The sequence below is a fragment of the Geobacillus proteiniphilus genome (genome assembly GCF_001908025.1).
GTDB classification, from domain to species: domain Bacteria; phylum Bacillota; class Bacilli; order Bacillales; family Anoxybacillaceae; genus Geobacillus; species Geobacillus proteiniphilus.
Genome location: NZ_MQMG01000037.1, coordinates 18,225 through 39,099 on the forward strand (window position 1 = coordinate 18,225; position 20,875 = coordinate 39,099).

A 20,875-nucleotide genomic window follows, 5' to 3' on the forward strand; every position below is an offset into this window, starting at 1 on the left:
CCCACTACATCGCCGAGATTTGTGTATTAGTTTGCACATTTCTCAGTTCCGTAATCGTCACCCAACGCATCTTTTTCGCTGCTTCATCCTTAAACAGCAGCTCGAGCGCTGACAACATTTGCTCTGGCGCGCGTTTGTCAGCACCTAACGCATCCCCATTGTCATGAAGCACAATCACCGCCCCGCCGCGTATGGACGAACGCAAGCGGCGGAACAATTCCATTGTACCAATTTTTTCGTTCCAATCGCCAAGAATATGCGACCATAACACCGTTGTATACCGCTTTTGCACGATCGGCGTCCAAGCGTTAAAATGCCCCCACGGCGGGCGGTAATACACCGGGCGTTGGCCCGTCGCCCGCTCAATCGCCGCGGCGGCGCGGCGCACCCCCCAATCCAACCAAAGCGGCGGCAACAGCCAATTGCTGATGTGGCGGTAATTATGAATCCCAATTTCATGGCCTTCTTCGGCCATCCGCCGCACAATATCCGGATAGCGCTCGACTTTGCGGCCGACAACGAAAAACGTCGCCTTCACGCCATATTTCTTTAATAAATCAAGCAACTTTGGCGTATAATACGGGTCGGGGCCGTCATCAAACGTCAGCGCCAGACAATCGGATGCCGTTCCCTCCCGAAACAAACGCACCCGCTTTTTGCGAATGATGATCGTCGGTACAATCCCATAAATGGCAATTCCCACAATGAAACAAACGAACAGCCAAGCCCACATGGCATTCACCTCTTGATTGTACTTTACCAATATTTCTTCTCTCTGAAAATAGAAAAATGAACTTTCTATATTCGAGATCATCACGCTGTAGATGTTTTATCATATAACAAACAAATGAGAAATCGAAAAGAAAATCATGAAAATTTCATGCAGACCGTCCAGTTTTCTTACTATACGAAAAGCGCCACCGCTTGGTTTCCTCCCGAAGCTAGGTGGAATCTGCTATAATACATAACGATACACGAGCGATTAAAAAAAGACAGGTGATCCGCATTGCGAAAAAAAATCATCTTAACCGGCGGCGGCACAGCCGGCCACGTGATGGTCAACGTCGCCCTCATCCCGAAATTGAAAGAGCTTGGATGGGATATCGTTTACATCGGATCTCATCAAGGGATTGAACGGGAGATTATCGGCCGCATCGACGGCGTCCCATACTATTCGGTTTCGACCGGAAAACTGCGCCGCTATTTTGACTGGAAAAACTTTAAAGATCCGTTTCACGTGTTGAAAGGCGTTTGGCAGGCGTACCGCCTTATCCAAAAAGAAAAACCGGACGTCGTCTTCTCAAAAGGCGGATTCGTCTCCGTTCCCGTCATTCTCGGCGCTTGGCTGAACGGTGTGCCGTCGATTATCCATGAATCTGACTTAACCCCGGGGCTTGCAAACAAAATCGCCATGCCGTTTGCGACAAAAATCTGCCTCACCTTTCCGGAAACGAAGCAATACGTCAACGCCGATAAAGCCGTCTACGTCGGCGCCGTCGTCCGCGAAGAGTTGAAGGATGGCAACGCCGCACAAGGGAGGAAGATGTGCCAGTTCGACGGAAAAAAACCGGTCTTGCTGGCGATGGGCGGCAGCTTAGGCTCGAAAAAAATTAACGACGCCTTGCGCGCCAACCTATCGACGCTTCTTGCCGAATTTGACATCATCCACATTTGCGGCAAAGGGAACATCGACCCAAGCCTCGCAGGCCAAAAAGGATACAAACAGTTCGAATACGTCAACGAAGAGCTGCCCCACTTACTCGCCTTGGCCGACATCGTCGTCTCCCGCGCCGGGGCGAACGCCATTTTCGAACTGTTGGCCTTGCGCAAGCCGATGCTGCTCATCCCGCTCTCGAAAGCGGCAAGCCGCGGCGACCAAATTGCAAACGCTCGTTCGTTTGAAAAAGCAGGCTATGCGGAAGTGCTGATGGAAGAGGATTTAACGAACGAATCGCTGCAAGCCGCCATTCACCGCCTATATGAAAACAAAGACCGCTACCAAAAAAACATGGAGAAAGCCGGCGCAAGCGATCCGCTGCAAACGCTGCTTGCGATCATTCAAGACACCGCCCGTTTGTAAAAACAGGCGATGCCCGATGCGGCCAACCACGGCCGTTTTTCGGCATCGCCTCGTTTTGTTTTCATCACCACACAACGAGCCTTCTCTCCTTTACACCGGCTCAAGCCGATAACGGTTGATACGGAACACATGGTCGCACAAGAGATCGATATCTTCATGATGTTGTACTGGAATTGTGATGCTGGCTCAGTCTTAGCACTCAGCTAGCACTACGGGTTATTTTTATTCAAATTTTTTCTCTTTCCATTTCCTTCCCCAACCAGAAAACCGCCCGGCGGAACAACCCCGCCAGGCGGCACGACTAGAAGTATAAGAAATAAATGACAACGGCCAGCACGATCCGATACACCGCAAACGGCACGAGGCGGATGCGGTTGATGAGCTCAAGGAAAAAGCGGATCGCGAGCAAGGCGAAGACAAAGGCGCTAAAAAAACCGGCGATGAAAAACGGGATATCGGCGGCGGTGACATATTGCCAGTTTTTCAACAGCGACAGCCCGCTCGCCCCAGCCATGATCGGAACAGCCATAATGAACGTGAAATCGGCGGCGGCGCGATGGCTCATGCCGACAAGCACCCCGCCAGAGATCGTCGAGCCGGAGCGGGAAAAGCCGGGCCACAAGGATAAACATTGCATCAAACCAACAAAAAACGCCTGCTTGTACGTAATTTGGTCGACCGTCTGCGTCCGCGCGGCTTTTTTGGCGAATTTGTCGGCGGCGATCATAAGCAACGCGCCGAGCACAAGGCCGATCAGCACCGTTTTTGTCGAAAACAAATGTTCATCGATGTAATCTTCAAACAAGACGCCGAGCACCCCAGCCGGCAGCAGGCCAATGATGACGTGAATGAGCGTCAGCCGCGGATGTCCGCCCGGATGGCGGCCGCGAACGCCAAGCAAGTCGAGAAATCGGTCTTTAAACACGACCACAGCGGCTAAAATCGAGCCGAGCTGAATGACGACTTTAAATGTATTCGCCGCGTACTTGCCTAAAAACTCTGTGGATTTCAGCCAAAGATCGTCGACAATAATCATATGGCCGGTCGAGGAAACAGGGGCGAACTCGGTCAGCCCTTCGACCATTCCCAAAATGATGGCCTTCCACAATTCTATCCAGTGCATTCGTTCCATCCTTTCTGCGCGAGGTCGTCTTTTTTATACATATGGGCCAAGCGAGCGGAATAACACCTCGCTCTTTGGGCCGCGCCTGCTCTATTGTACTACAAATCATTCGTTTCTACTACCCACACTTTTTTGGATGGCCGCTTTGTTTGCACAAAGGACGGTGCGGATCCATCCGAATGGTGTTGATCCCTCAACGGGACGCGGACGGGCCGGACGCTTCCCCTAACTCCCCGCGCCGCTGCAAGTAATGATACAAGGCGCCGAGCAAGTTCGCGTCGTTTTTGAACTGGCACGTCTCCACCACCGGCTGGACTTTGGCAATTGGAACGAGCGACAATAACACCGAAAGCCGCTTGTTGATTTCGTTGACGAAATCGGGGCGGCTGCTAATGGCTCCCCCCAAAATGATTTTTTCCGGGTCGTATGCGTACTGCAAGTTAAAAATCCCTTGGGCCAATGAAAAATAAAACCGGTCAATGGCCTTTCGCGCGGTTTCATCGCCGCTCTCGGCCAACGCAAATACTTTTTCTCCGTCCAGCTCCCTCTCCGGTATCCCCTTTTCCTCAGCCGCCATCCGGATCAGCGCACTTGTCGCCGCCAGTTCGCTCCATGTTTTGCATTCAATGTTTCCGTTTGTGTAACGGACATCCATCAACATATAACCAAATTCTCCGCCGTGCAAATGCGCCCCTTTATGGATGCGCCCGTCTTTCACGATCGCTCCGCCAATACCGGTGCCGACAATGACAAAGGCGATGTCGCGACAGTGCCGCCCCGCTCCTTTCCATAATTCACCGAGCGCCGCGCAGTTCGCGTCATTCTCCAGTTCTACCGGCAGGCCCGTCGCCCCGCCGAATACTTCTTTAAAGTTTGGGCCGTGAATGCACGGCAATGCGCTGCTTCCGCCGATGATGCCAAGATCGCTGTCAACGCTTCCTGCGGAACTGATCGCGATGCCGGAAAGTTCATAGTTCGCCTGCGCCTGGCGGACGACCCGAAGCAGATCTTCCCGAAATATATGGAAATCATGCCGCTCCGAACGGTAACGTCCCTTTTCGATCAAATCGCCGTGTTCGTTCATGACGGCATGTTTGACATATGTGCCGCCAATATCAAAAACGATATAGTAGCGCACCGATGACGCCTCCTTCATTTTTTATCTTTCCTCTCTTCTAGCTCCATTAGGCTTAGCTGTTTCTCCGCTTTTAATGTATTCGCCGCCGGCCCGTCCGCTCCTCCCCGCCGCAATGAAAGAGGCCGCTCCACTTGGCGGGAGCGGCTCGTTTCTGTTATCTTTCATATCCCATCGACAACGCTTTTTGCGCGTTGCGGACGTCGTTGTGAAGGATCTGTCCATGCATATGGATCACGTTCTCCCCTTGTTTTTCATTGGTTCATTTCTATTTACTGTATATGCCTGCCAAAAGGAAACGGTCACCATTGTCCGAGCTTCCTGCACCAGCAAAAAAGGCGTCCCGCGAAAAGCGAAACGCCTTCTTCAGCCACTGTTACAACAGATCCCCGCCGTCAAACCCATCGCCGCCCTCAAACCAATCATCCACGTCCAACCCGTCAGCGACATCATCGATCACATCATCAAGCAACTCTTCCGCCACCATTCCCGCCAGCATCCCAGCCGCAAACCCACCAATGGCACCAGCCAACCCATGTCCACCATGGTGCGAATGATGGACGGGTGGATAATGGCCAACTGGATGGCTATAGATAGGCGAATGCGGCGTTGCCAACGGATGCCCGCTCAGCTGGCCGAACGCCCCGGCCGCCTGCACCGCCTCTTCGATGGCTTCTCGAAGCAGACGGGCTGCCGTCGCCGAATCGCGAAGCTGTTCGCGAGTGATAAACAGCTCCCGTTTCATTTCGCGTTCCCCGCCAAAGCCGTGTCGGACGTCCACCTCCATATACAAACGCACCCCTTCTCCCTCGACGAGGGCAAAAAACTCTACTTCTTGGACGATCCCTTGAAATTCGCTCGTCGGGAAGAACGAAAATTCCTGGCCATGCGGCGTAATGCTTCCGGATGTCGCTTTCTCCCGGAATCCCAGGGCTGCCAAAGCGGAAAACACTTGCTCCAAGGCCGTCGGCGGCAAAATGTGAATGCCGTCTTGGTCATATGCATCCGCCCCATCAGCGATATCCAACCGGGTGACGAACGTATAACGGACCGTTGGGCGGCTGATCGGCAAATGGAGCGGCAACGCGTACGAAAACGGCAGCATTTTCCGCTCGCCGGGCTGAATGGTAAACGAAGAAGCCACCGGGATGACAGCCACAGTGCGGCGGTATGCCTTGCCATCGGCCTGCACTTCAAGTTCGAGCACCACTTCTAGTTTGCGGATCTGCTGGGCCACCGTCCCTCCTTCCAGACAAAATTCCCCTCCCAATGTCTCCCCAAGGCACACAGGGGACGATGCAGTACGAGATCCACTTTCGCAGCTCCAATGCCGAATTTAGACAAAAACTTTTTCCACATCGGACCTCTCTCCTTTTTCATCAACATGTTCCTCACATGAATTACGAACCAGCAGCCAAAATGGTGTCAACGGAATAATTTGATGAACCCTAGGACGATCAACACAACCCCAGGCAGCATTGTCGCTTTTTTCATGATTCCCGTTTTCGACACCATGTACCCCAACGATAAGCCAACTCGGATGAACACGAGATTAAACACGCCAACCAACAGGGCAAACGAAAGCGGAGGAAAATGCAAAAGCGACGAACTGATCCCGGCGCCAAACGCATCCATCGACAGGGCAAGCCCGATCAACACCGCTTCTTTTTGGCTGATCGTGCCTGAACGATCAAGATCCCCAAGTTCAGGCCGTTTCAATACTTGAACAGCGCCGCTGAATCTGTTGGCCTCCCCGGTTCCATCAGATTCCATAGAGGAATCGCTTCCGTCTCCCTTTGGCTTATAGACGTTATAAATCGCCCAACCGCCAAGCGCAATGAGAATGACTGAAGCAAGCCCTCGCTCGACTTGCAACGGCAAAAAAAGCGCCAACAGACGGCCGATGTTCATTGACGCAAACACCACTGCTCCAGACATGAACGCGATGAGCGCCAACGAAAAGCAGGAAAAACGGACGCCCCCCATTCCATAGGTGATCCCTACACTCAAACTATCCACGCTTACGCTGAAAGCCAACAAAATCATGGATACCCATAACCACATCTTCATTCCCCCTCTGCCGTACGATATGCAATTTCGTACGGAGAGGGGACTTTCTTGCCATTCGACACGCATCGATTTCCGGGGAAATGTTTTCCCTTTTCTCGACATTATTCCCGCAAATGATACGGCAACGTCGCAATGACGACATCTTTTTTCATGATCAAGAAAAAGCGCAAGATGATGGCTGTTTGGTTATGCAAAAATGTATGCCACCATTTTTTCACGATAAATTGAGGCAAGAGCACCGTCACCGGCGCGCGGTCTGCTTCTTTTTCCGCTTTCGTGATGTATTCTAACAATGGCGACAAAATGGCTCGGTACGGTGAATAGATGACTTTCAACGGAATGTCCGGATAAAACTTCTCCCACTTTTGCCGCAGCTTTTGTTCGTCTTTTTCGTCGAAAATAATCGACAGTGCCGTAATGTCGTCGGAAATGCTGCGAGCGTACTGAACGGATTGCGCGACCACTTTGCTGACGCCGGAAAATCGATCATGAGCGCCGCCCCAGCCACTAAACTGATTTTCGTCCCCAAATGGTCTCGGGCGACAACATACGCCCCGCCTCCAGACGGAAACGCGTAAATAATTTGCCGATACGACAACGTCACTAACAAGAGCAATACTAAAATCGCCACAGCGATCGGCAGCGAGTAGAAAAAGACGCTGGTCCCTAATAAAGCAAGCACAAGCAAAATTTCTTCCGTCGCGTAAGCCACCGATGACAGGGCATCGGAAGAAAAAAACGGCCAATGCCTTCCATTTGGGCAATTTTTCATGTTTCAACTGTTTCGTTTCCATCGGTTTCCCAATCAACAAACGTTTTAACGAAGCCATGCTTCCGTTTCTCCCAAAAGCATAAGAGTTGACTCATCGACTCAAAAGAAAAAAACTGCTGAGGACGCACTCAACGGCTACAAATGTTCTAAGGCCATACTCGTCCCTCCCCAAAGCGCTTGCGAGGTTAGCTGTCGGGTTCGGGCTTGGAGAGATGCCCTTCCTGATCGGATTCACCCCAAGACAGCAGACGCTGCCAAATCGGATCCCCCGCTCCATGCCAGATTCAGCGCACACCTCTTAAGATTATTACTCCTCGCTATATTTGTTGTAAATGAGGAAAAGGCGAAAAAAATGACGATTTCCCCCGCTTTTTTGCCGTTTTTCACGATGGACAGCCTATATGCTCATCCTCTTTTCTCGCTTTGTTCTATCCGATCATGATCTTCCCTTTCGGATAACGGAACGGATCGGGTTGACGGCGCAGCGTGACCGCATAGGCGATCGTCAGCGGGCCGACGCGGCCGGCAAACATCGTTAGGGCGATGATTACCTTGCCGAGCGGGGACAAGTCCGGGGTCAACCCCATCGATAGTCCAACCGTCCCAAACGCGGATGTCGCTTCAAATAAAATCATTAAAAAGTCTTTTCCGCGCTCGGTAATCGTCAACACCATCGTCACAAACATGACGACAAACAATCCGCTCATCGTCACGGTCAGCGACTTGTATACTGTATCGTAGACGATTCGTTTGCGGAACAAAATGACGTCTTCCTTCCCGCGGATTTGCGACCAAACCGCGCCGAGCAGGGTCGTAAATGTCGTTGTTTTGATTCCTCCGCCCGTCGAACCCGGGGAAGCGCCGACAAACATGAGAAAAACGATCAAAAACAACGTCGGTTGCGTCAAATCCGGGATGTTAAGCGTATTCGAGCCCGCCGTTCTCGGAGTGACCGCTTGGTAAAACGCGGACAAAAACTTGCCTGAGAGCGACAGCGGCCCCATCGTCTTCGGATTGTTCCACTCCAGCAGCAATATCAGCGCCATGCTGGCAAACACCAGCCATGCCGTCGTGATGACCACCACCTTCGTATGAAGAGACAACCGCCGTGTTTGCCGGTACTCATACACTTCATTCATGACAATAAATCCGATCCCGCCCAGTATAATTAAAATCGGCACGACAAGGCTCACGACCGGATCTTCCACATAGCCGGTCAAACTGCGAAACTCGCCCATTAGATCGAAACCGGCGTTGTTAAAGTTGGAAATCGCATGAAAGAACCCAAAGTAAACGGCCTTCCAAAACGGCATATCGAACGAGAAACGAATCGCCAACAGCAATCCGCCGATGCCCTCAATGACGACGGTAAAAACGAGAATGCGTTTCACGAGCCGAACAATCCCTTCGATGCTCAGCTGATTGAGCGCCTCTTGCAGCAACAACCGCTCTTTCAAGGAAATCCGCTTGCCGAGCAAAAAGGCAAACAACGTAGCAAATGTCATAAATCCAAGCCCGCCCACTTGGATCAGCGCTAAAATGACGAGCTGACCGAACAACGTGAACGTCGTCCCCGTATCAACCACAACAAGTCCGGTCACGCACGTAGCAGACGTCGCTGTAAACAAGGCGTCTAAAAACGGAAGTCCTTTCCCGTCAACGGTCGCCATCGGCAGCATCAGCAAGAAAGCTCCAACCAAAATAATCAAGGCAAAGCCGGACACTAATACTTTCGGCGGATCGAAAAATTTACGGTTTGTATTCAAAGCCCCATCCCTTCCCCCTCGCTCACATAATCGCCTCTTTATAGTTGTGGATGATGCATAGAAAAAATATACCAAAAATAAGCTTGTTCGGGTACTCTAAACAATTTTCATCATAAAAATGGATAAAGGGCATGGCCACCGACTTCAAGAATGTGGATGCATTGAAACCTTTTCCGTCTCCGTTCGTCTATATGAATGGCAATCCGACTGGGGACCACAAAGGCATTGAAGCGCGGAAGGGGGCTTGCACCAGTCCCATAAAAACATTCCATTGACTTTTGGCAACAGACGTATTATGCTACTTGACATGGAGACGTTCCGATGTAAAATCATGTAAGAATAAAACGTTTGTTGCTGTGGGCAACGTCTGTTGATATAAACATAGAAGCATCGTTAAGAATACGGGACAAAGGAGGAGAAGAGGACGTGAAGGCAATTGGGGAAAAATGGATGAAGAAATGTCGTTCTCTCCCTAACCAATACATTGGCTTTTTTATTTTTGCCGTGCTCTTGTTTTGGTCAAAGACTTATGCCGCCTATTTGGCGGAATTTAACCTTGGCGTCAGCAACTCCATGCAGGAGTTTTTATTGTTCATCAACCCGATCAGCTCGGCGGTATTCTTCCTTGGGTTGGCGCTGCTGGCCAAGGAAACGCGCGTATACAAATGGCTCATTATTATTAATTTCGTTTTATCGTTCATTCTATACGCCAATATCGTTTATTATCGTTTTTTCAGCGATTTTATTACATTCCCGACGTTGACGCAAACGAAAAACTTCGGCGATCTCGGCAGAAGCATTTGGGAGTTGCTCCGCTGGTATGACGTGTTCTATTTCTTGGATACGATCATTTTGGCGGTGATCGTTTTCTCGAAGCGATTCTCGCTCCCGGAAGTGCAGGCCGGCCGATTCAAAAAAGGCGCCATTTTCGCTTCGGCTATTCTTATGTTCAGCATCAACTTGGCGCTCGCTGAGGTCGACCGTCCGCAGCTCTTGACAAGAACGTTTGACCGCAACTACATCGTGAAATATTTAGGCGTGTACAACTATTTGATTTATGACGCGATCCAAAGCATGAAATCGTCAACGCAGCGGGCGTTCGCGAACAAAAGCGACATCACAACCGTGCTGAACCATGTACAGGCGACATATGCCAAACCGAATCCGAAATATTTCGGCGTGGCGAAAGGGAAAAACGTCATTTACATTCATTTAGAGTCGTTGCAAAACTTTGTGATTAACTATAAGTTGAACGGTGAAGAAGTCACCCCGTTCTTAAACTCGCTCACCCGCGATCCGAATACGTTCTATTTCGATAACTTCTTCCATCAAACAGGACAGGGGAAAACATCGGACGCGGAGTTTATGCTCGAAAACTCGCTGTTTGGTTTGCCGCAAGGCGCTGTCTTTACGACGAAAGGACAAAACACATACCATGCGGCTCCGGCCATTTTGCACCAATACGGCTATACAAGCGCCGTCTTCCACGGCAACTACAAAACGTTCTGGAACCGCGACGAAATTTACAAGTCGTTCGGCTTTGACCATTTCTTTGACGCCAGCTACTATGACATGAACGACGAGGACGTCTTGAACTACGGGCTGAAAGACAAACCGTTCTTCCGGGAGTCGATCCCGCTATTAGAAACATTGAAAGAACCGTTCTATGTGAAATTTATTACACTGTCGAACCACTTCCCGTACCCGATCAGCGAGGAAGATGCGACGATCCCGCCGGCGACGACAGGCGACGGCTCGGTCGACCGTTATTTCCAAACGGCACGCTATTTGGACGAAGCGGTGAAAGAGTTCTTTGACTACTTGAAAAAATCGGGTCTGTACGACCGCTCGGTCATCATTTTGTACGGCGACCATTACGGCATCTCGGAAAACCATAACAAGGCCATGGCGCAAATTTTAGGAAAAGAAATTACGCCGTATGAACATGCGCAATTGCAACGGGTGCCGCTGTTCATCCACGTGCCGGGCGTCAAAGGCGGTGTCATTCACGAGTTTGGCGGCCAAATCGACTTGTTGCCAACCGTGTTGCACTTGCTTGGCATTGATACAAAAAATTACGTCCATTTTGGAACGGATTTGCTGTCACCGGATCATCAAGAAATCATCCCGTTCCGCAACGGCGACTTTGTCACGCCGAAGGTGACAGCGGTCAACGGCAAGTACTATGACACGAAAACAGGCGAACCGCTTGAAGAAACGCCAGAAATCAAGCGCCTTGAACAAATCGTTCGCACGAAGCTCGACCTATCCGATAAAGTCGTTTACGGCGACTTGCTTCGATTCTACACCCCGAAAGGCTTCAAGCCGGTCGATCCGTCGAAATATGATTATAATAACCGCGAAGAGGGAAGCGATCAATGATCGCCTCCCTCTTTTTTCTCTTAGCGTTGCAGGAGCCGCTCAATGGCTCGCTTCGCATTGACATAGCCCGCTCCGTACACGTTCGGGTCGCGCCCTTTCCACAAATCGGCGCCGTCTTTTAACGCCTGCTTGATTTCATCCGGCGTTGCATTCGGTTTTGCCTGAAGCATCAAGGCGACAATGCCAGCACAAATCGGCGTCGCCATCGACGTACCGGACATCGATATATAATGGTCACCGACTCGGCTTTGTTTATTCATCTTATCAAGCAAAGAGCGCGGCGCGCGAAGCGAAATAATGTTGACGCCGGGAACAACGAGATCCGGCTTCACCACCCCATATTCGGTCGGCCCTCGGCTCGAAAAAGACGCCACATCGTCGTCGGCGCGTGTTGCCGACGTATCGCGGTCATCGAGGGCGCCGACGGTAATGATGAGGTCGCTAATGCCCGGGCTTGAAATCGTCCCGTAATTCGGCCCTTCATTCCCTGCCGCCGCACAGACGACAATGCCGCTTTCCCATGCCCGCTCAGCGACTTGCACGAGCGGATCGTCATTTTCCGTTGGGAACGGTTGCGGCTCCCCTCCAAGCGATAAGGAAATAATATGGATTCGCTTGGTCGGGTTTTTCTTATTGTAGTCGATGCACCACTCAATGCCGCGCATGATCGTCTCGAGCGTCCCGCTTCCCGATCGGTCGAGCACCTTGACACCGACAAGGTTCGCTTCATACGCCGGTCCGGCGTACAGCCCGTCCGACATGCGCCCGTTTCCAGCTGCATCACCGGCGCAGTGCGTTCCGTGCCCGTTGTCATCATACGGTGTCGTGCGGCCATTCACAAAGTCGGTAAACGCCACAATTCGTCCCTCTAAATCCGGGTGCGGGTAAATGCCCGTGTCAACGATCGCAATCGTCACCCCTTTGCCGCTCAGCTCCGTCCCGTTGATCATGACGTGTTTTGCATTCGCCGACGGCACCGCATTGTTCAAGAGCGCCTTCACCGTGCGATTGAGATACACTTTTTTCACTTTCGGATGCTCGAGCAGCTGCTCAAGCGCCGACGGCGTCACCCGCGCGCTGTAGAATGGAACATGGCGAAAGCCGTGATGCACTTTCATACGGAAATGATCTCGTTCCGTCTTGGCGACCGCTTCCACTCCTTCGGCATCCTCGATTTCGATCAAAACGGAAATGGTTCGCCATTTCCGCAACCACCGCTCCATCCAGCGATGGAAAATGCACGGTATGCGCGTCATCGGCTGATACATGCCAACAAGCGCATGGCGGAGCGGGCGATCAAGCCGCCCTGCATGGCGGCGAGCTAACTGCACGATCGAATAGCCAAACATGCTCTTCCTCCTCCTTTCGTTTGTCGCTATACTCATATGACGTGCGGACAAAGAAGGAGGCGGCGGTTCCACTAGGACAAACGGACAAAAAAAGCCTGCCCCGCCGAAACGAAGCAAGCTTTTCCTAATCATTCTTCCACCTGTTCAAGCACAATCTGTCTGGCTCTTCCTAAATAATGCTCGACTTGACGAAGCACGTTTTCCCGTTCAGCAAAAGCGCCGACTTGCGTCCCATCGACAATGACGCGCGTCAATGTCGTTTTTCGCTTTTTCTGCAGACCAAGCGCTCGCTCAAGTCCGTTCACATGCCCTCGGGCGACCGTTCGCAAAAAACGGGTATCATTCAGTTTTCTTGCATCCTCTTCTCGGTCAATAAACCCGTTCTCGGTGAGCACGGCCGGCATCGTGGTCTCCCGTAGCACATGAAAATTCGCTTTCTTTTTCCCGCGATCGCGAAATCCCGTGGCTTTGACGACTTCTTCATGAATCACATCGCGAATGCGGGCTGTTGGAGAATCATCATCGAGCCGGTTATAAATGTAATCTTCATATCCGGTGCCACCGCCCGCATTCACGTGGATGGCCACATACAAGTCTGCCCCCCAACGGTTGGCCCGACTCGTCCGCTCGTCAAGTGACACTGTTTCATCTTTTGTCCGGCTCAACTGCACGGAAACTCCTTCATACTCATTTTGCAGCAGACGATTGATTTCGAGAGCGATAAACAACGTAATGTCTTTTTCCAACAACCCGTTGCCGATCGCTCCTGTATCGCTCCCTCCATGGCCTGGATCAATAAAGATTTTCGGCATACTCGCTTTCTTCCCTTCCCTATTCACATTTTATCCCAATACAACATAGAAATCACGTATACACTATACTTTTCCTTATTATAAAATAAGCATCTGAAAGGAAAAGGTGACAGGCCAAGTATCTAAATGGTTAGACGCGTTAGCGGCCATTGTCCCCTCCGTTTATGGTATAATAGGACAATGAAACGAATTCCAAAGGAGGAATGCCGATGTCTCGCGCACAACAATGGGTGCAATATTTCCTTTCGCACCGCCATGTCACGATGGAACTGATCAACAAAATCGACGAAGCGCATTATGATTACAAACCGACGCCGACGTCGATGACAGCGAAGCAGCTGGCGACGCATATGTTGTTCAGCTTTTACAACTTCGCCAACACCGCGAAACACAGCGATCCGTCGCTGTTCCGGCAAAAAATCGATGAACCGGAGACGAATTTGGCTAAGCTGGCGGAAACGTATACGGAAAAAACGAAGCAGCTGCTCGAATCGATGAGCGATGACGACTTCGACCGGATGCTTGATTTAACTGCCATCTTTGGCACGCAAATGTCCGCGGCGCAGTTCCTGCAATTGGCAATGGACCATGAAATCCACCATAAAGGGCAGCTGTTCGTCTATGTTCGGGGCATGGGACATACGGACTTGCCGCTGTTTGTGAAACGCGGTTAATCTTCCCCATTTTTGTTTCATCTAACTAAACGAGAAGCTTCTCCGTGAAAATAACAAAAAAAGCCGGCTAAGAAACCCCTAGCCGGCTTTTCCTTTTTGGTTGAGGCGATTTAGCCGATCGAGCAGCTTCCGTCTGCGCACATTCCGCCTTCACCCGCCAGCGGCCGCAACGGGGAAGCTTGTTGTTCTTCCTCCCATACTTTCTCTAGCGCCCGCCGGAACACGTCAACCGGCTGGGCCCCGGAAATGGCATACTTCCCGTTCAACACGAAAAACGGCACGCCTCGGACGCCAAACCGGGCCGCCGCTGCTTCATCTTCCCTTACTTGTTCGGCGTAGCGGCCGCCATCAAGCACTGCTTCCGCCTCCTTGCGGTCAAGGCCGGCCGCTTCGGCAATCGCAAACAGCACATCGCGGTTGCTAATCCGTTTTGATTCGGTGAAATACGCATAAAACAGCCGCTCGACAACGTCATTGAGCTTCCCTTTCTCCTTGGCATAATGCGCCAAACGGTGGGCATCAAACGTATTCGTCGGCTTCATCGTTTCAAAGCGAAACGTCAAGCCGACTGCTTCCGCCTGTTTTCCGATATCCGCGTTTGCCCGCTTCGCTTCCTCAACCGTAATCCCGTATTTTTGCGCAATGAGTTCATGGATGGTCAACGGCGTCTCTTTTTTCGCATTCGGATCCAACTCAAAGCTGCGAAATACAACCTCAACATCTTCCCGGTGCGGAAACTGTTCAAGCGCTTGTTCCAAGCGGCGTTTGCCGATATAGCAAAACGGGCAGACAAAATCGGACCAAATTTCGATTTTCATGGCCATCCTCCTCTACTTTTGGGCGCTTCCCCTCCATTGTAGCCCATTGCCAGTCAAATGGCTAACGAAAGGAATGGGGATGGAGCGACTCGCATACATTGTACTACTACGCTGTCCGGACAAGGAGGACGGAAATGATGCATTCCCGGGAACTAGGAGCCTTTCTGCTACGGATCGTCACGGATGCATCTTTTTTGCCCATGGCTCGGTGAAATGGCAACGAGGGCTTGAGGCGACTGCGGATTCGTTTGTTGCTATGGGCCTTCCCGGCCTGCTCGCCTACATCGTGACGATCGTAGAGCTTGCTAGGGGCTGGACGATGATGCTTGGCCTCGGCACGCGCCCGATCGCTGCGGCGTTTGCCGTCATTATGATCGGGGCGATCGCCACCGCCAAAGCAGACGCCGGCTTGCTCAGCAACGGCCGGGAAACGGGCTATGAATTCAATCTCGCCTTGCTCGCCATGTCTATTTTATTTATGGCTGAACGACAGCCGGCTTTGGTCGTTAGACACTGTCATCGGGCGGCCACGGGGCTAAACAGTCGACACAAAACGGGTGTCCCACAAGGAGCAGGACACCTTTTTTTCTGCTTATATTAACGATGAGAGAAGGCTGCCCATGGCGTCAAATCTTGTCCTTGCTTGTCGGTACGCTGCTTCATCCTTTTTCCACTGTCAGCTTGACGACGCGTTCACCGATTGCGCGGATGAGTTCAAGCGGCATCGGGAAGCTGACCGCGGCCGGGTCGGATGCCACCGCTGGAATCGTCGCCGCAAACTGTTCTTCCGTCATCGGATAGTCGGCAAAATCCGCGGGCAAACCAATGTCATCACGCAGCTGGCGGATTCGTTCAATGGATTTCGCCAACAGCGCTTCATTGCCTTGACCGTGATCATGAATGCCAAGCGCTTCAGCCAACAGCTTCGCTTTCGGCAAATACAACTCCGGAATCGCTTCCATCACGACCGGCAGAAAGACAGCGTTTGCCAATCCGTGCGGAATGCGGAACATTGCTCCGTACGCGTGGGCGAAATTGTGCACCGGAATGGCGTTTAACGCAAAGCTGAACGCGGTGATGCCAAGCAAGCTCGCCTGCAGCATCTCCAAGCGGGCGCGGATGTTCCCGCCGTCACGAACCGCCGCCGGCAAATAGTCGCGAATCAAGCGAATCGCCTGCAAAGCGCACGCGTCGGTGAGCGCGGTCGCCGTCGGCGAGGCGAGCGCCTCAATGGCATGGGTGAGCGCGTCCATGCCGGTAAACGCCGTCACCTTCGGGGGAAGCCCTACCGTTAAATCCGGATCCAAAACGGCCACATCAGCGTTGATAAACGGATTGATGATGTTCGTTTTCAAGCGCAGCTCTTCATTATAAATGACTGCGATCGGCGACACTTCCGACCCCGTGCCGGCTGTCGTCGGGATGGCGATGTGCGGAATCGGCATGAATTGCGCTTGCGGGAACGACTCGTACCGCAGCCCGCCTGGAATCGCCTCTTTAATATCACGCAACCCTTTAAACAGGGCGTATTTCACCCCTTTGGCCGTATCGAGCACGCTGCCGCCGCCGACCGCCAGTAAGGCGTCAGCTCCGACAGCGCGCGCATAGCGCGCCGCTTCATTGACACATTCACTTTCCGCATCCTGGCGGATATCCAAAAAGATGCCGACAAGCTCTGGTCCGACTCCATGCGTCGTCAAGTCAAAGAGGCTCGCTACTTTTTCGACAACCCCAGCTTGCTCGAGCCCACGGTCAGAAAGCAATAGCACCCGTTTAGCGCCCAGCCCGCGAAACAAATCCGGCACGAGCGCTCGGGTGTTCGACCCGGTGTAAATTGCCGTGCGCAGCCAAAAGTTCGCTAACGTCGTCATCCTCCATCTCCCCCTTTACTTTTTCATAATGGCGTTGAGCCGGGAAAAGAGCACTTGATACCATTTCCGTTTCCCAAGCTCCGGCACCATTGATGTGTGCACATGCTTCAGCTGCGTGTAGGCATCCAGTGAATATTTGCCCATCTCGCGCCCGATGCCGCTTTGTTTGTAGCCGCCAAACGGCGCGTCATTGCGAAGCATATGCCAGTCATTGATCCAGACGACGCCAGCCTGCAGACGCCCAGCGATGGCGTACGCCTTGTTGACGTCGCGCGTCCAGACACCGGCCGCAAGCCCGTAAATCGTGTCGTTTGCCATCGCCATCGCTTCTTCCACGTCATGATAGCGGATGATCGACAACACTGGACCGAAAATCTCTTCTTGGGCGATTTTCATGTCATTCGTGACATTCGAAAAAATCGTCGGCGCGACAAAATGGCCGCCTTCACAGCCGGGCACTTCGACTTCATGACCGCCGCATACAATGGTCGCACCTTCTTGCTTGCCGGCTTCAATATAGGAGAGCACTGTCTCTTTTTGCCGCTTGGAGATAACCGGCCCGACGTCGGTCGCCGGATCGAGCGGATGGCCGATTTGCAGCGTCTTCGTCAGGGCGACAAGCCGCTCGACCACTTCATCATGGAGCCGGTCAGGCACAAACAGCCTTGTTCCCGATTCGCACAACTGACCAGAGTGCAAAAAGACGCCAAACAAACTGCCGGGAACGGCAAGGTCCAAATCGGCATCTTCGAGCAAAATGTTCGGCGACTTGCCGCCAAGCTCAAGCGTAACGTTTTTCACCGTTTCCGCCGCCAACGCCATAATGCGGCGGCCGACTTCCGTCGAACCGGTGAACGCCACCTTGTCAACTTGCGGATGGCGGACAAGCGCCTCCCCGACATCGGCGCCGGGACCAGCCACCACGTTGATGACCCCCGGCGGCACGAAGGACGAAATGATTTCCGCCAGCTTCAGTGTCGACAGCGGTGTGTAGCTCGCCGGTTTCACGACAATCGTATTGCCCGCTGCCAGCGCCGGGGCGATTTTCCACGACGCGATCATGAGCGGCAAGTTCCATGGTGTGATCGCCGCGCAAACCCCGATCGGCTCGCGCCAAACAAAGTTATGCGCCGGTCCGGGAAACGGCGGAATCGGCAGTGTTTCCGAAAAGGCAGTGTTTCCGAAAACGGGTACTCTTGGACGATGTTCGCCATCGTCTGGAACAAATCAACGACTTGCAAGATGTCGATTGAGCTGATGCGCCGGATCGTCCCCCCGCTTGAGATCGCTTCCAAATAGGCAAGCTCTTGGGCGTTGGCGGCAATGGCTTGGGCGATCGCATTCAGCACGCGCGCCCGTTCTTTCGGTTTCATCGCCTTCCAATCCGTCTCATCAAACGCCTTGCGCGCCGCCTTCACCGCGCGGTCAACATCATCCACTGTCGCCTTCACGACGGTCGCAACCACCTCTCCGGTCGCCGGATTGTATACGTTAAACGTTTCCCCGCTGCTTGCCGGCTGCCATTGGCCGTCAATGAAGAGCGGGAAATGATGCACTTGCACGTCAATCGTCATGATGGCATCTCCTTTCTCTTTTTTGTTGCTCGTATAGAACCATCCATCGATTTCCCCTGCCGCCGAACAGCCGGGCATCAGTGCGGGTTGGCGACTGCCTGTCCAACGCACAGAAGGTCGTTCTTCGGCTCAATCTCTCCCTCTCACCCGACACGTTCGCTTTCTTCAAGCCCAAACAGCTCGTCAAACGGTTTCTCCTGCGCTTTTTTCAACACTTCCATCCTCGCTGCCAGTTGGCAGGCGGTGAAATTCATGATGTCGGCATCAATATCAACTGGATTCCACACCCCCAACCGCTTGGCCTTTTGGTAAAGCCGAAACGGAAACGAATCCTCCTGCAGCCCGCAGCTGCCCGTTGTGACCAACGGCTGAGCCCGCCGCACGCTCACCACTCCTTTGCTATTTTTTTGGATGTCGGCTGGATACTGCACGTCTGGATGGATGACCGTGAGGACAATCAATCGATGTAAAGGCTTACAAATATACTGTTGCAACAATAGGCAGGTTACTAGCAAGGAGGCAAGTTGTACAAATGACCAGAATATTATGAATAGTCACTCACCACATCTCATTCTAGCAATCTTCCTTTCTTTCCGTCAACGAAAAGCGAATGACATTTTCCGACAATCATTGCATAAAAACGCCGCCTGCTGTCAGCAGACGGCGTTTGATTACAGATCCGCGAGCGAGAAAGGGGGCTGACCCAAAACGCGAGTGCGTTTTGGATCAGCCCCGCTTTTTTGGCACCAAAATAGAAGAATCGCCCTTTTTCTGGTAGAATAGAGTCATCGAAACCACTACCACCGAAAGAAGGGCGATTCTTTTATGAAACATGATCATATTTCCTTTAAAGAGTATACCATGGACAACCTCTCTTTGCCAAGCAACATCGTGGATCTCATTCCGCGGTACAACATGGCCCACGTGGTTCATGAGATGGTCGAACGCATCCCGATGGAGACGTTTCTGCCTTATGACAAAGGAGGGGGCGCCTCCGCCTATCATCCGAAAATGATGACGAAAATCATCCTTTACGCTTACACCCAAAAAATGTACCACGGCCGGGAAATAGCCCGAGAGTTGGAAGTACACCTTCCCCTCATGTGGCTGAGTGGGTTTCAAAAGCCGGACTTCCGTTCCATCAACCGGTTTCGCTCGGAACGGATGAAAGGCTTGATTGACGACCTGTTCCGGGAAATCATCACCCTGCTTGTCGCGGACGGCTATGTCAAGACGGAAGACTATTTTGTGGATGGAACGAAAATTGAAGCGAATGCCAACCGGTACACCTTCGTTTGGCGCAAATCGGCTGAGAAGTACCAGGAGAAACGGCAAGCGAATGTCGATCGGCTGATTGCCCAGATCGATGCGATCGTGGAGAAAGAAAAGGCGGAAGAATTCGAGGCTTCCCCTGCTTGGACGTCTGAAGAAATCCGCCAGAAAACGAAAGAATGGGAAGAGCGGCTCGAGGCCGAGCCTGACAACCAGGCGTTGAGAAAGGCCGTCAACATGATGAAGGACGATTACTTGCCCCGCAGTGAAAAATACGAGCACCAACTCCATGTATGCCAAGACCGCAACAGCTATTCCAAGACCGATGTGGATGCCACCTTCATGCGATGGAAGGAGGATCACATGCGAAATGGCCAGCTCAAGCCGGTCTATAACGTACAGGTGGGTTCTTCCGACCAATTTATTTTGGGGTATTCTCTTCATCAGAGGCCTGGCGACACTCGTTGTCTTCTCCCTCATTTGGAGACAGTTCGAGAGAAATACGGTGTGGAACCGGAACGTTTGATCGCCGACGCGGCCTATGGTTCGGAAGAGAACTACGTGAAGCTGGAAGGAGAAGCACATATCGGCCTTGATCAAGTACAATACGTACGAGAAGGAGAACACGCGCAAGGTCAAGAAGAACCCGCATCATCAGCAGAATTGGACCTATCTGGAAGAAGAAGACGTTTGGATTTGTGCGAATGGGAAAAAGCTGGTCCGTATGGGGACTTCGAAACAGACCACTGAATCGGGATACACCTCGGTCACCCGACACTACCAATGCCATGAATGCGAAGGATGTCCGTTCCGTTCGGCCTGCACGACTTCCAAGTATGGACGAACCACGCAATGGAACCCAGTCTATCATGAACAAAAACAGAGAGCTCGTGAACGGCTGGAGAGTGAAGAAGGACAAGCCCGATACCGCCAACGCAAAACCGACATTGAGAGTGTGTTTGGGCAAATCAAACAAAATCGCGGGTTTCGTCGATTCGTCCTGCGAGGCCTCCAAAAAGTTTCCATCGAATGGGGGCTGATTTGTGCTGCCCACAATCTTCTCAAAAAAGCCGCTAGGGACAAGCAACCGTCCCTAGTGGCATAAATTAGAGAGCGAACAGAGATGGAATTTCCCTTTATTTAACAAAATGTGTAAAAAACAAAGAGGGCTGACTCC

General features: G+C 52.1%; 15 protein-coding genes, 4 pseudogenes and 1 riboswitch. Of the genes and pseudogenes, 5 read left to right on the plus strand and 14 right to left on the minus strand.

Going from position 1 to position 20,875, the window contains the following annotated elements; genetic code table 11:
* Positions 1-4: 4 nt before the first annotated feature.
* Positions 5-733, minus strand: coding sequence for a polysaccharide deacetylase family protein (locus BRO54_RS12625; RefSeq protein ID WP_013144037.1), 729 nt, complete (start codon positions 731-733; stop codon positions 5-7).
* Positions 734-1,006: 273 nt separating this feature from the next.
* Between BRO54_RS12625 and BRO54_RS12630 the strand changes: the two genes are divergently transcribed.
* The gene (locus BRO54_RS12630) at positions 1,007-2,080 is read left to right on the plus strand and encodes an undecaprenyldiphospho-muramoylpentapeptide beta-N-acetylglucosaminyltransferase (protein WP_074044168.1); all 1,074 of its coding nucleotides are present in this window, start codon (positions 1,007-1,009) and stop codon (positions 2,078-2,080) included.
* 301 nt (positions 2,081-2,381) lie between these two features.
* On the opposite strand, the gene BRO54_RS12635 is transcribed toward BRO54_RS12630, so the two are convergent.
* The 6 genes and pseudogenes from BRO54_RS12635 to BRO54_RS12665 form a co-directional block, all read right to left on the minus strand.
* Entirely contained in the window at positions 2,382-3,203 is an 822-nt protein-coding gene (locus tag BRO54_RS12635; RefSeq protein ID WP_074044169.1) for an undecaprenyl-diphosphate phosphatase, read from the minus strand.
* 193 nt (positions 3,204-3,396) lie between these two features.
* Positions 3,397-4,341, minus strand: a complete 945-nt coding sequence (locus BRO54_RS12640; protein WP_074044170.1) for an ROK family protein — start codon at positions 4,339-4,341, stop codon at positions 3,397-3,399.
* Between the two features lie 373 nt (positions 4,342-4,714).
* Positions 4,715-5,724, minus strand: a pseudogene (locus tag BRO54_RS12645) (sporulation protein).
* 39 nt (positions 5,725-5,763) lie between these two features.
* Positions 5,764-6,402 (minus strand): sporulation membrane protein YtaF, encoded by a 639-nt coding sequence (gene ytaF, locus BRO54_RS12650; RefSeq protein WP_074044171.1) that lies wholly within the window; start codon positions 6,400-6,402, stop codon positions 5,764-5,766.
* Positions 6,403-6,509: 107 nt separating this feature from the next.
* Positions 6,510-7,238 (minus strand): annotated as a pseudogene (locus BRO54_RS20915) (hypothetical protein).
* Between the two features lie 101 nt (positions 7,239-7,339).
* Positions 7,340-7,480, minus strand: a riboswitch (cyclic di-AMP (ydaO/yuaA leader).
* A 128-nt stretch (positions 7,481-7,608) separates the two neighbouring features.
* Complete coding sequence (locus BRO54_RS12665) at positions 7,609-8,946, minus strand: TrkH family potassium uptake protein (protein ID WP_074044174.1); 1,338 nt, start codon at positions 8,944-8,946, stop codon at positions 7,609-7,611.
* 450 nt (positions 8,947-9,396) lie between these two features.
* Here BRO54_RS12665 and ltaS point away from each other — a divergent pair, with 450 nt between their 5' ends.
* A complete protein-coding gene (ltaS, locus tag BRO54_RS12670) occupies positions 9,397-11,328 on the plus strand; it encodes a lipoteichoic acid synthase (RefSeq protein ID WP_193408812.1) in 1,932 nt (643 codons plus the stop codon).
* A 20-nt stretch (positions 11,329-11,348) separates the two neighbouring features.
* Here ltaS and BRO54_RS12675 read toward each other — a convergent pair whose 3' ends face one another.
* Positions 11,349-12,677, minus strand: coding sequence for a S8 family serine peptidase (locus BRO54_RS12675; RefSeq protein WP_074044176.1), 1,329 nt, complete (start codon positions 12,675-12,677; stop codon positions 11,349-11,351).
* A gap of 128 nt (positions 12,678-12,805) precedes the next feature.
* Positions 12,806-13,489, minus strand: coding sequence for an N-acetylmuramoyl-L-alanine amidase family protein (locus BRO54_RS12680; protein WP_074044177.1), 684 nt, complete (start codon positions 13,487-13,489; stop codon positions 12,806-12,808).
* Positions 13,490-13,698: 209 nt separating this feature from the next.
* Here BRO54_RS12680 and BRO54_RS12685 point away from each other — a divergent pair, with 209 nt between their 5' ends.
* Positions 13,699-14,163, plus strand: coding sequence for a DinB family protein (locus BRO54_RS12685; RefSeq protein WP_074044178.1), 465 nt, complete (start codon positions 13,699-13,701; stop codon positions 14,161-14,163).
* Positions 14,164-14,273: 110 nt separating this feature from the next.
* Here the strand turns inward: BRO54_RS12685 and BRO54_RS12690 are convergent, their stop codons facing one another.
* Entirely contained in the window at positions 14,274-14,981 is a 708-nt protein-coding gene (locus BRO54_RS12690) for a DsbA family oxidoreductase (RefSeq protein WP_074044179.1), read from the minus strand.
* Positions 14,982-15,118: 137 nt separating this feature from the next.
* Between BRO54_RS12690 and BRO54_RS12695 the strand changes: the two are divergent.
* Positions 15,119-15,520: pseudogene (locus BRO54_RS12695) on the plus strand (DoxX family protein).
* A 120-nt stretch (positions 15,521-15,640) separates the two neighbouring features.
* On the opposite strand, the gene BRO54_RS12700 reads toward BRO54_RS12695, so the two are convergent.
* From BRO54_RS12700 to BRO54_RS12710, 4 genes are all read right to left on the minus strand, one after another.
* Positions 15,641-16,852, minus strand: a complete 1,212-nt coding sequence (locus BRO54_RS12700; RefSeq protein WP_074044180.1) for an iron-containing alcohol dehydrogenase — start codon at positions 16,850-16,852, stop codon at positions 15,641-15,643.
* Positions 16,853-16,867: 15 nt separating this feature from the next.
* Positions 16,868-17,923: an aldehyde dehydrogenase family protein gene (locus BRO54_RS12705; RefSeq protein ID WP_420809668.1), complete on the minus strand. Its 1,056-nt coding sequence runs from the start codon at positions 17,921-17,923 to the stop codon at positions 16,868-16,870.
* Complete coding sequence (locus BRO54_RS20830) at positions 17,911-18,426, minus strand: aldehyde dehydrogenase family protein (RefSeq protein WP_275651048.1); 516 nt, start codon at positions 18,424-18,426, stop codon at positions 17,911-17,913. Before BRO54_RS20830 ends, BRO54_RS12705 begins: the two co-directional genes overlap by 13 nt.
* A 143-nt stretch (positions 18,427-18,569) precedes the next feature.
* Positions 18,570-18,815: a hypothetical protein gene (locus tag BRO54_RS12710; protein WP_239691266.1), complete on the minus strand. Its 246-nt coding sequence runs from the start codon at positions 18,813-18,815 to the stop codon at positions 18,570-18,572.
* A gap of 436 nt (positions 18,816-19,251) precedes the next feature.
* Between BRO54_RS12710 and BRO54_RS12715 the strand changes: the two are divergent.
* Positions 19,252-20,803 (plus strand): annotated as a pseudogene (locus BRO54_RS12715) (IS1182 family transposase).
* The last annotated feature ends 72 nt before the right edge of the window (positions 20,804-20,875 follow it).

Coding starts and splice junctions, on each gene's coding strand:
- BRO54_RS12625 (WP_013144037.1), bottom strand. CDS start 733: ATGTGGGCTTGGCTGTTCGTTTGTTTCATTGTGGGAATTGCCATTTAT.
- BRO54_RS12635 (WP_074044169.1), bottom strand. CDS start 3,203: ATGCACTGGATAGAATTGTGGAAGGCCATCATTTTGGGAATGGTCGAA.
- ytaF (WP_074044171.1), bottom strand. CDS start 6,402: ATGTGGTTATGGGTATCCATGATTTTGTTGGCTTTCAGCGTAAGCGTG.
- ltaS (WP_193408812.1), top strand. CDS start 9,397: ATGAAGAAATGTCGTTCTCTCCCTAACCAATACATTGGCTTTTTTATT.
- BRO54_RS12675 (WP_074044176.1), bottom strand. CDS start 12,677: ATGTTTGGCTATTCGATCGTGCAGTTAGCTCGCCGCCATGCAGGGCGG.
- BRO54_RS12680 (WP_074044177.1), bottom strand. CDS start 13,489: ATGCCGAAAATCTTTATTGATCCAGGCCATGGAGGGAGCGATACAGGA.
- BRO54_RS12685 (WP_074044178.1), top strand. CDS start 13,699: ATGTCTCGCGCACAACAATGGGTGCAATATTTCCTTTCGCACCGCCAT.
- BRO54_RS12690 (WP_074044179.1), bottom strand. CDS start 14,981: ATGAAAATCGAAATTTGGTCCGATTTTGTCTGCCCGTTTTGCTATATC.
- BRO54_RS12700 (WP_074044180.1), bottom strand. CDS start 16,852: ATGACGACGTTAGCGAACTTTTGGCTGCGCACGGCAATTTACACCGGG.
- BRO54_RS20830 (WP_275651048.1), bottom strand. CDS start 18,426: ATGACGATTGACGTGCAAGTGCATCATTTCCCGCTCTTCATTGACGGC.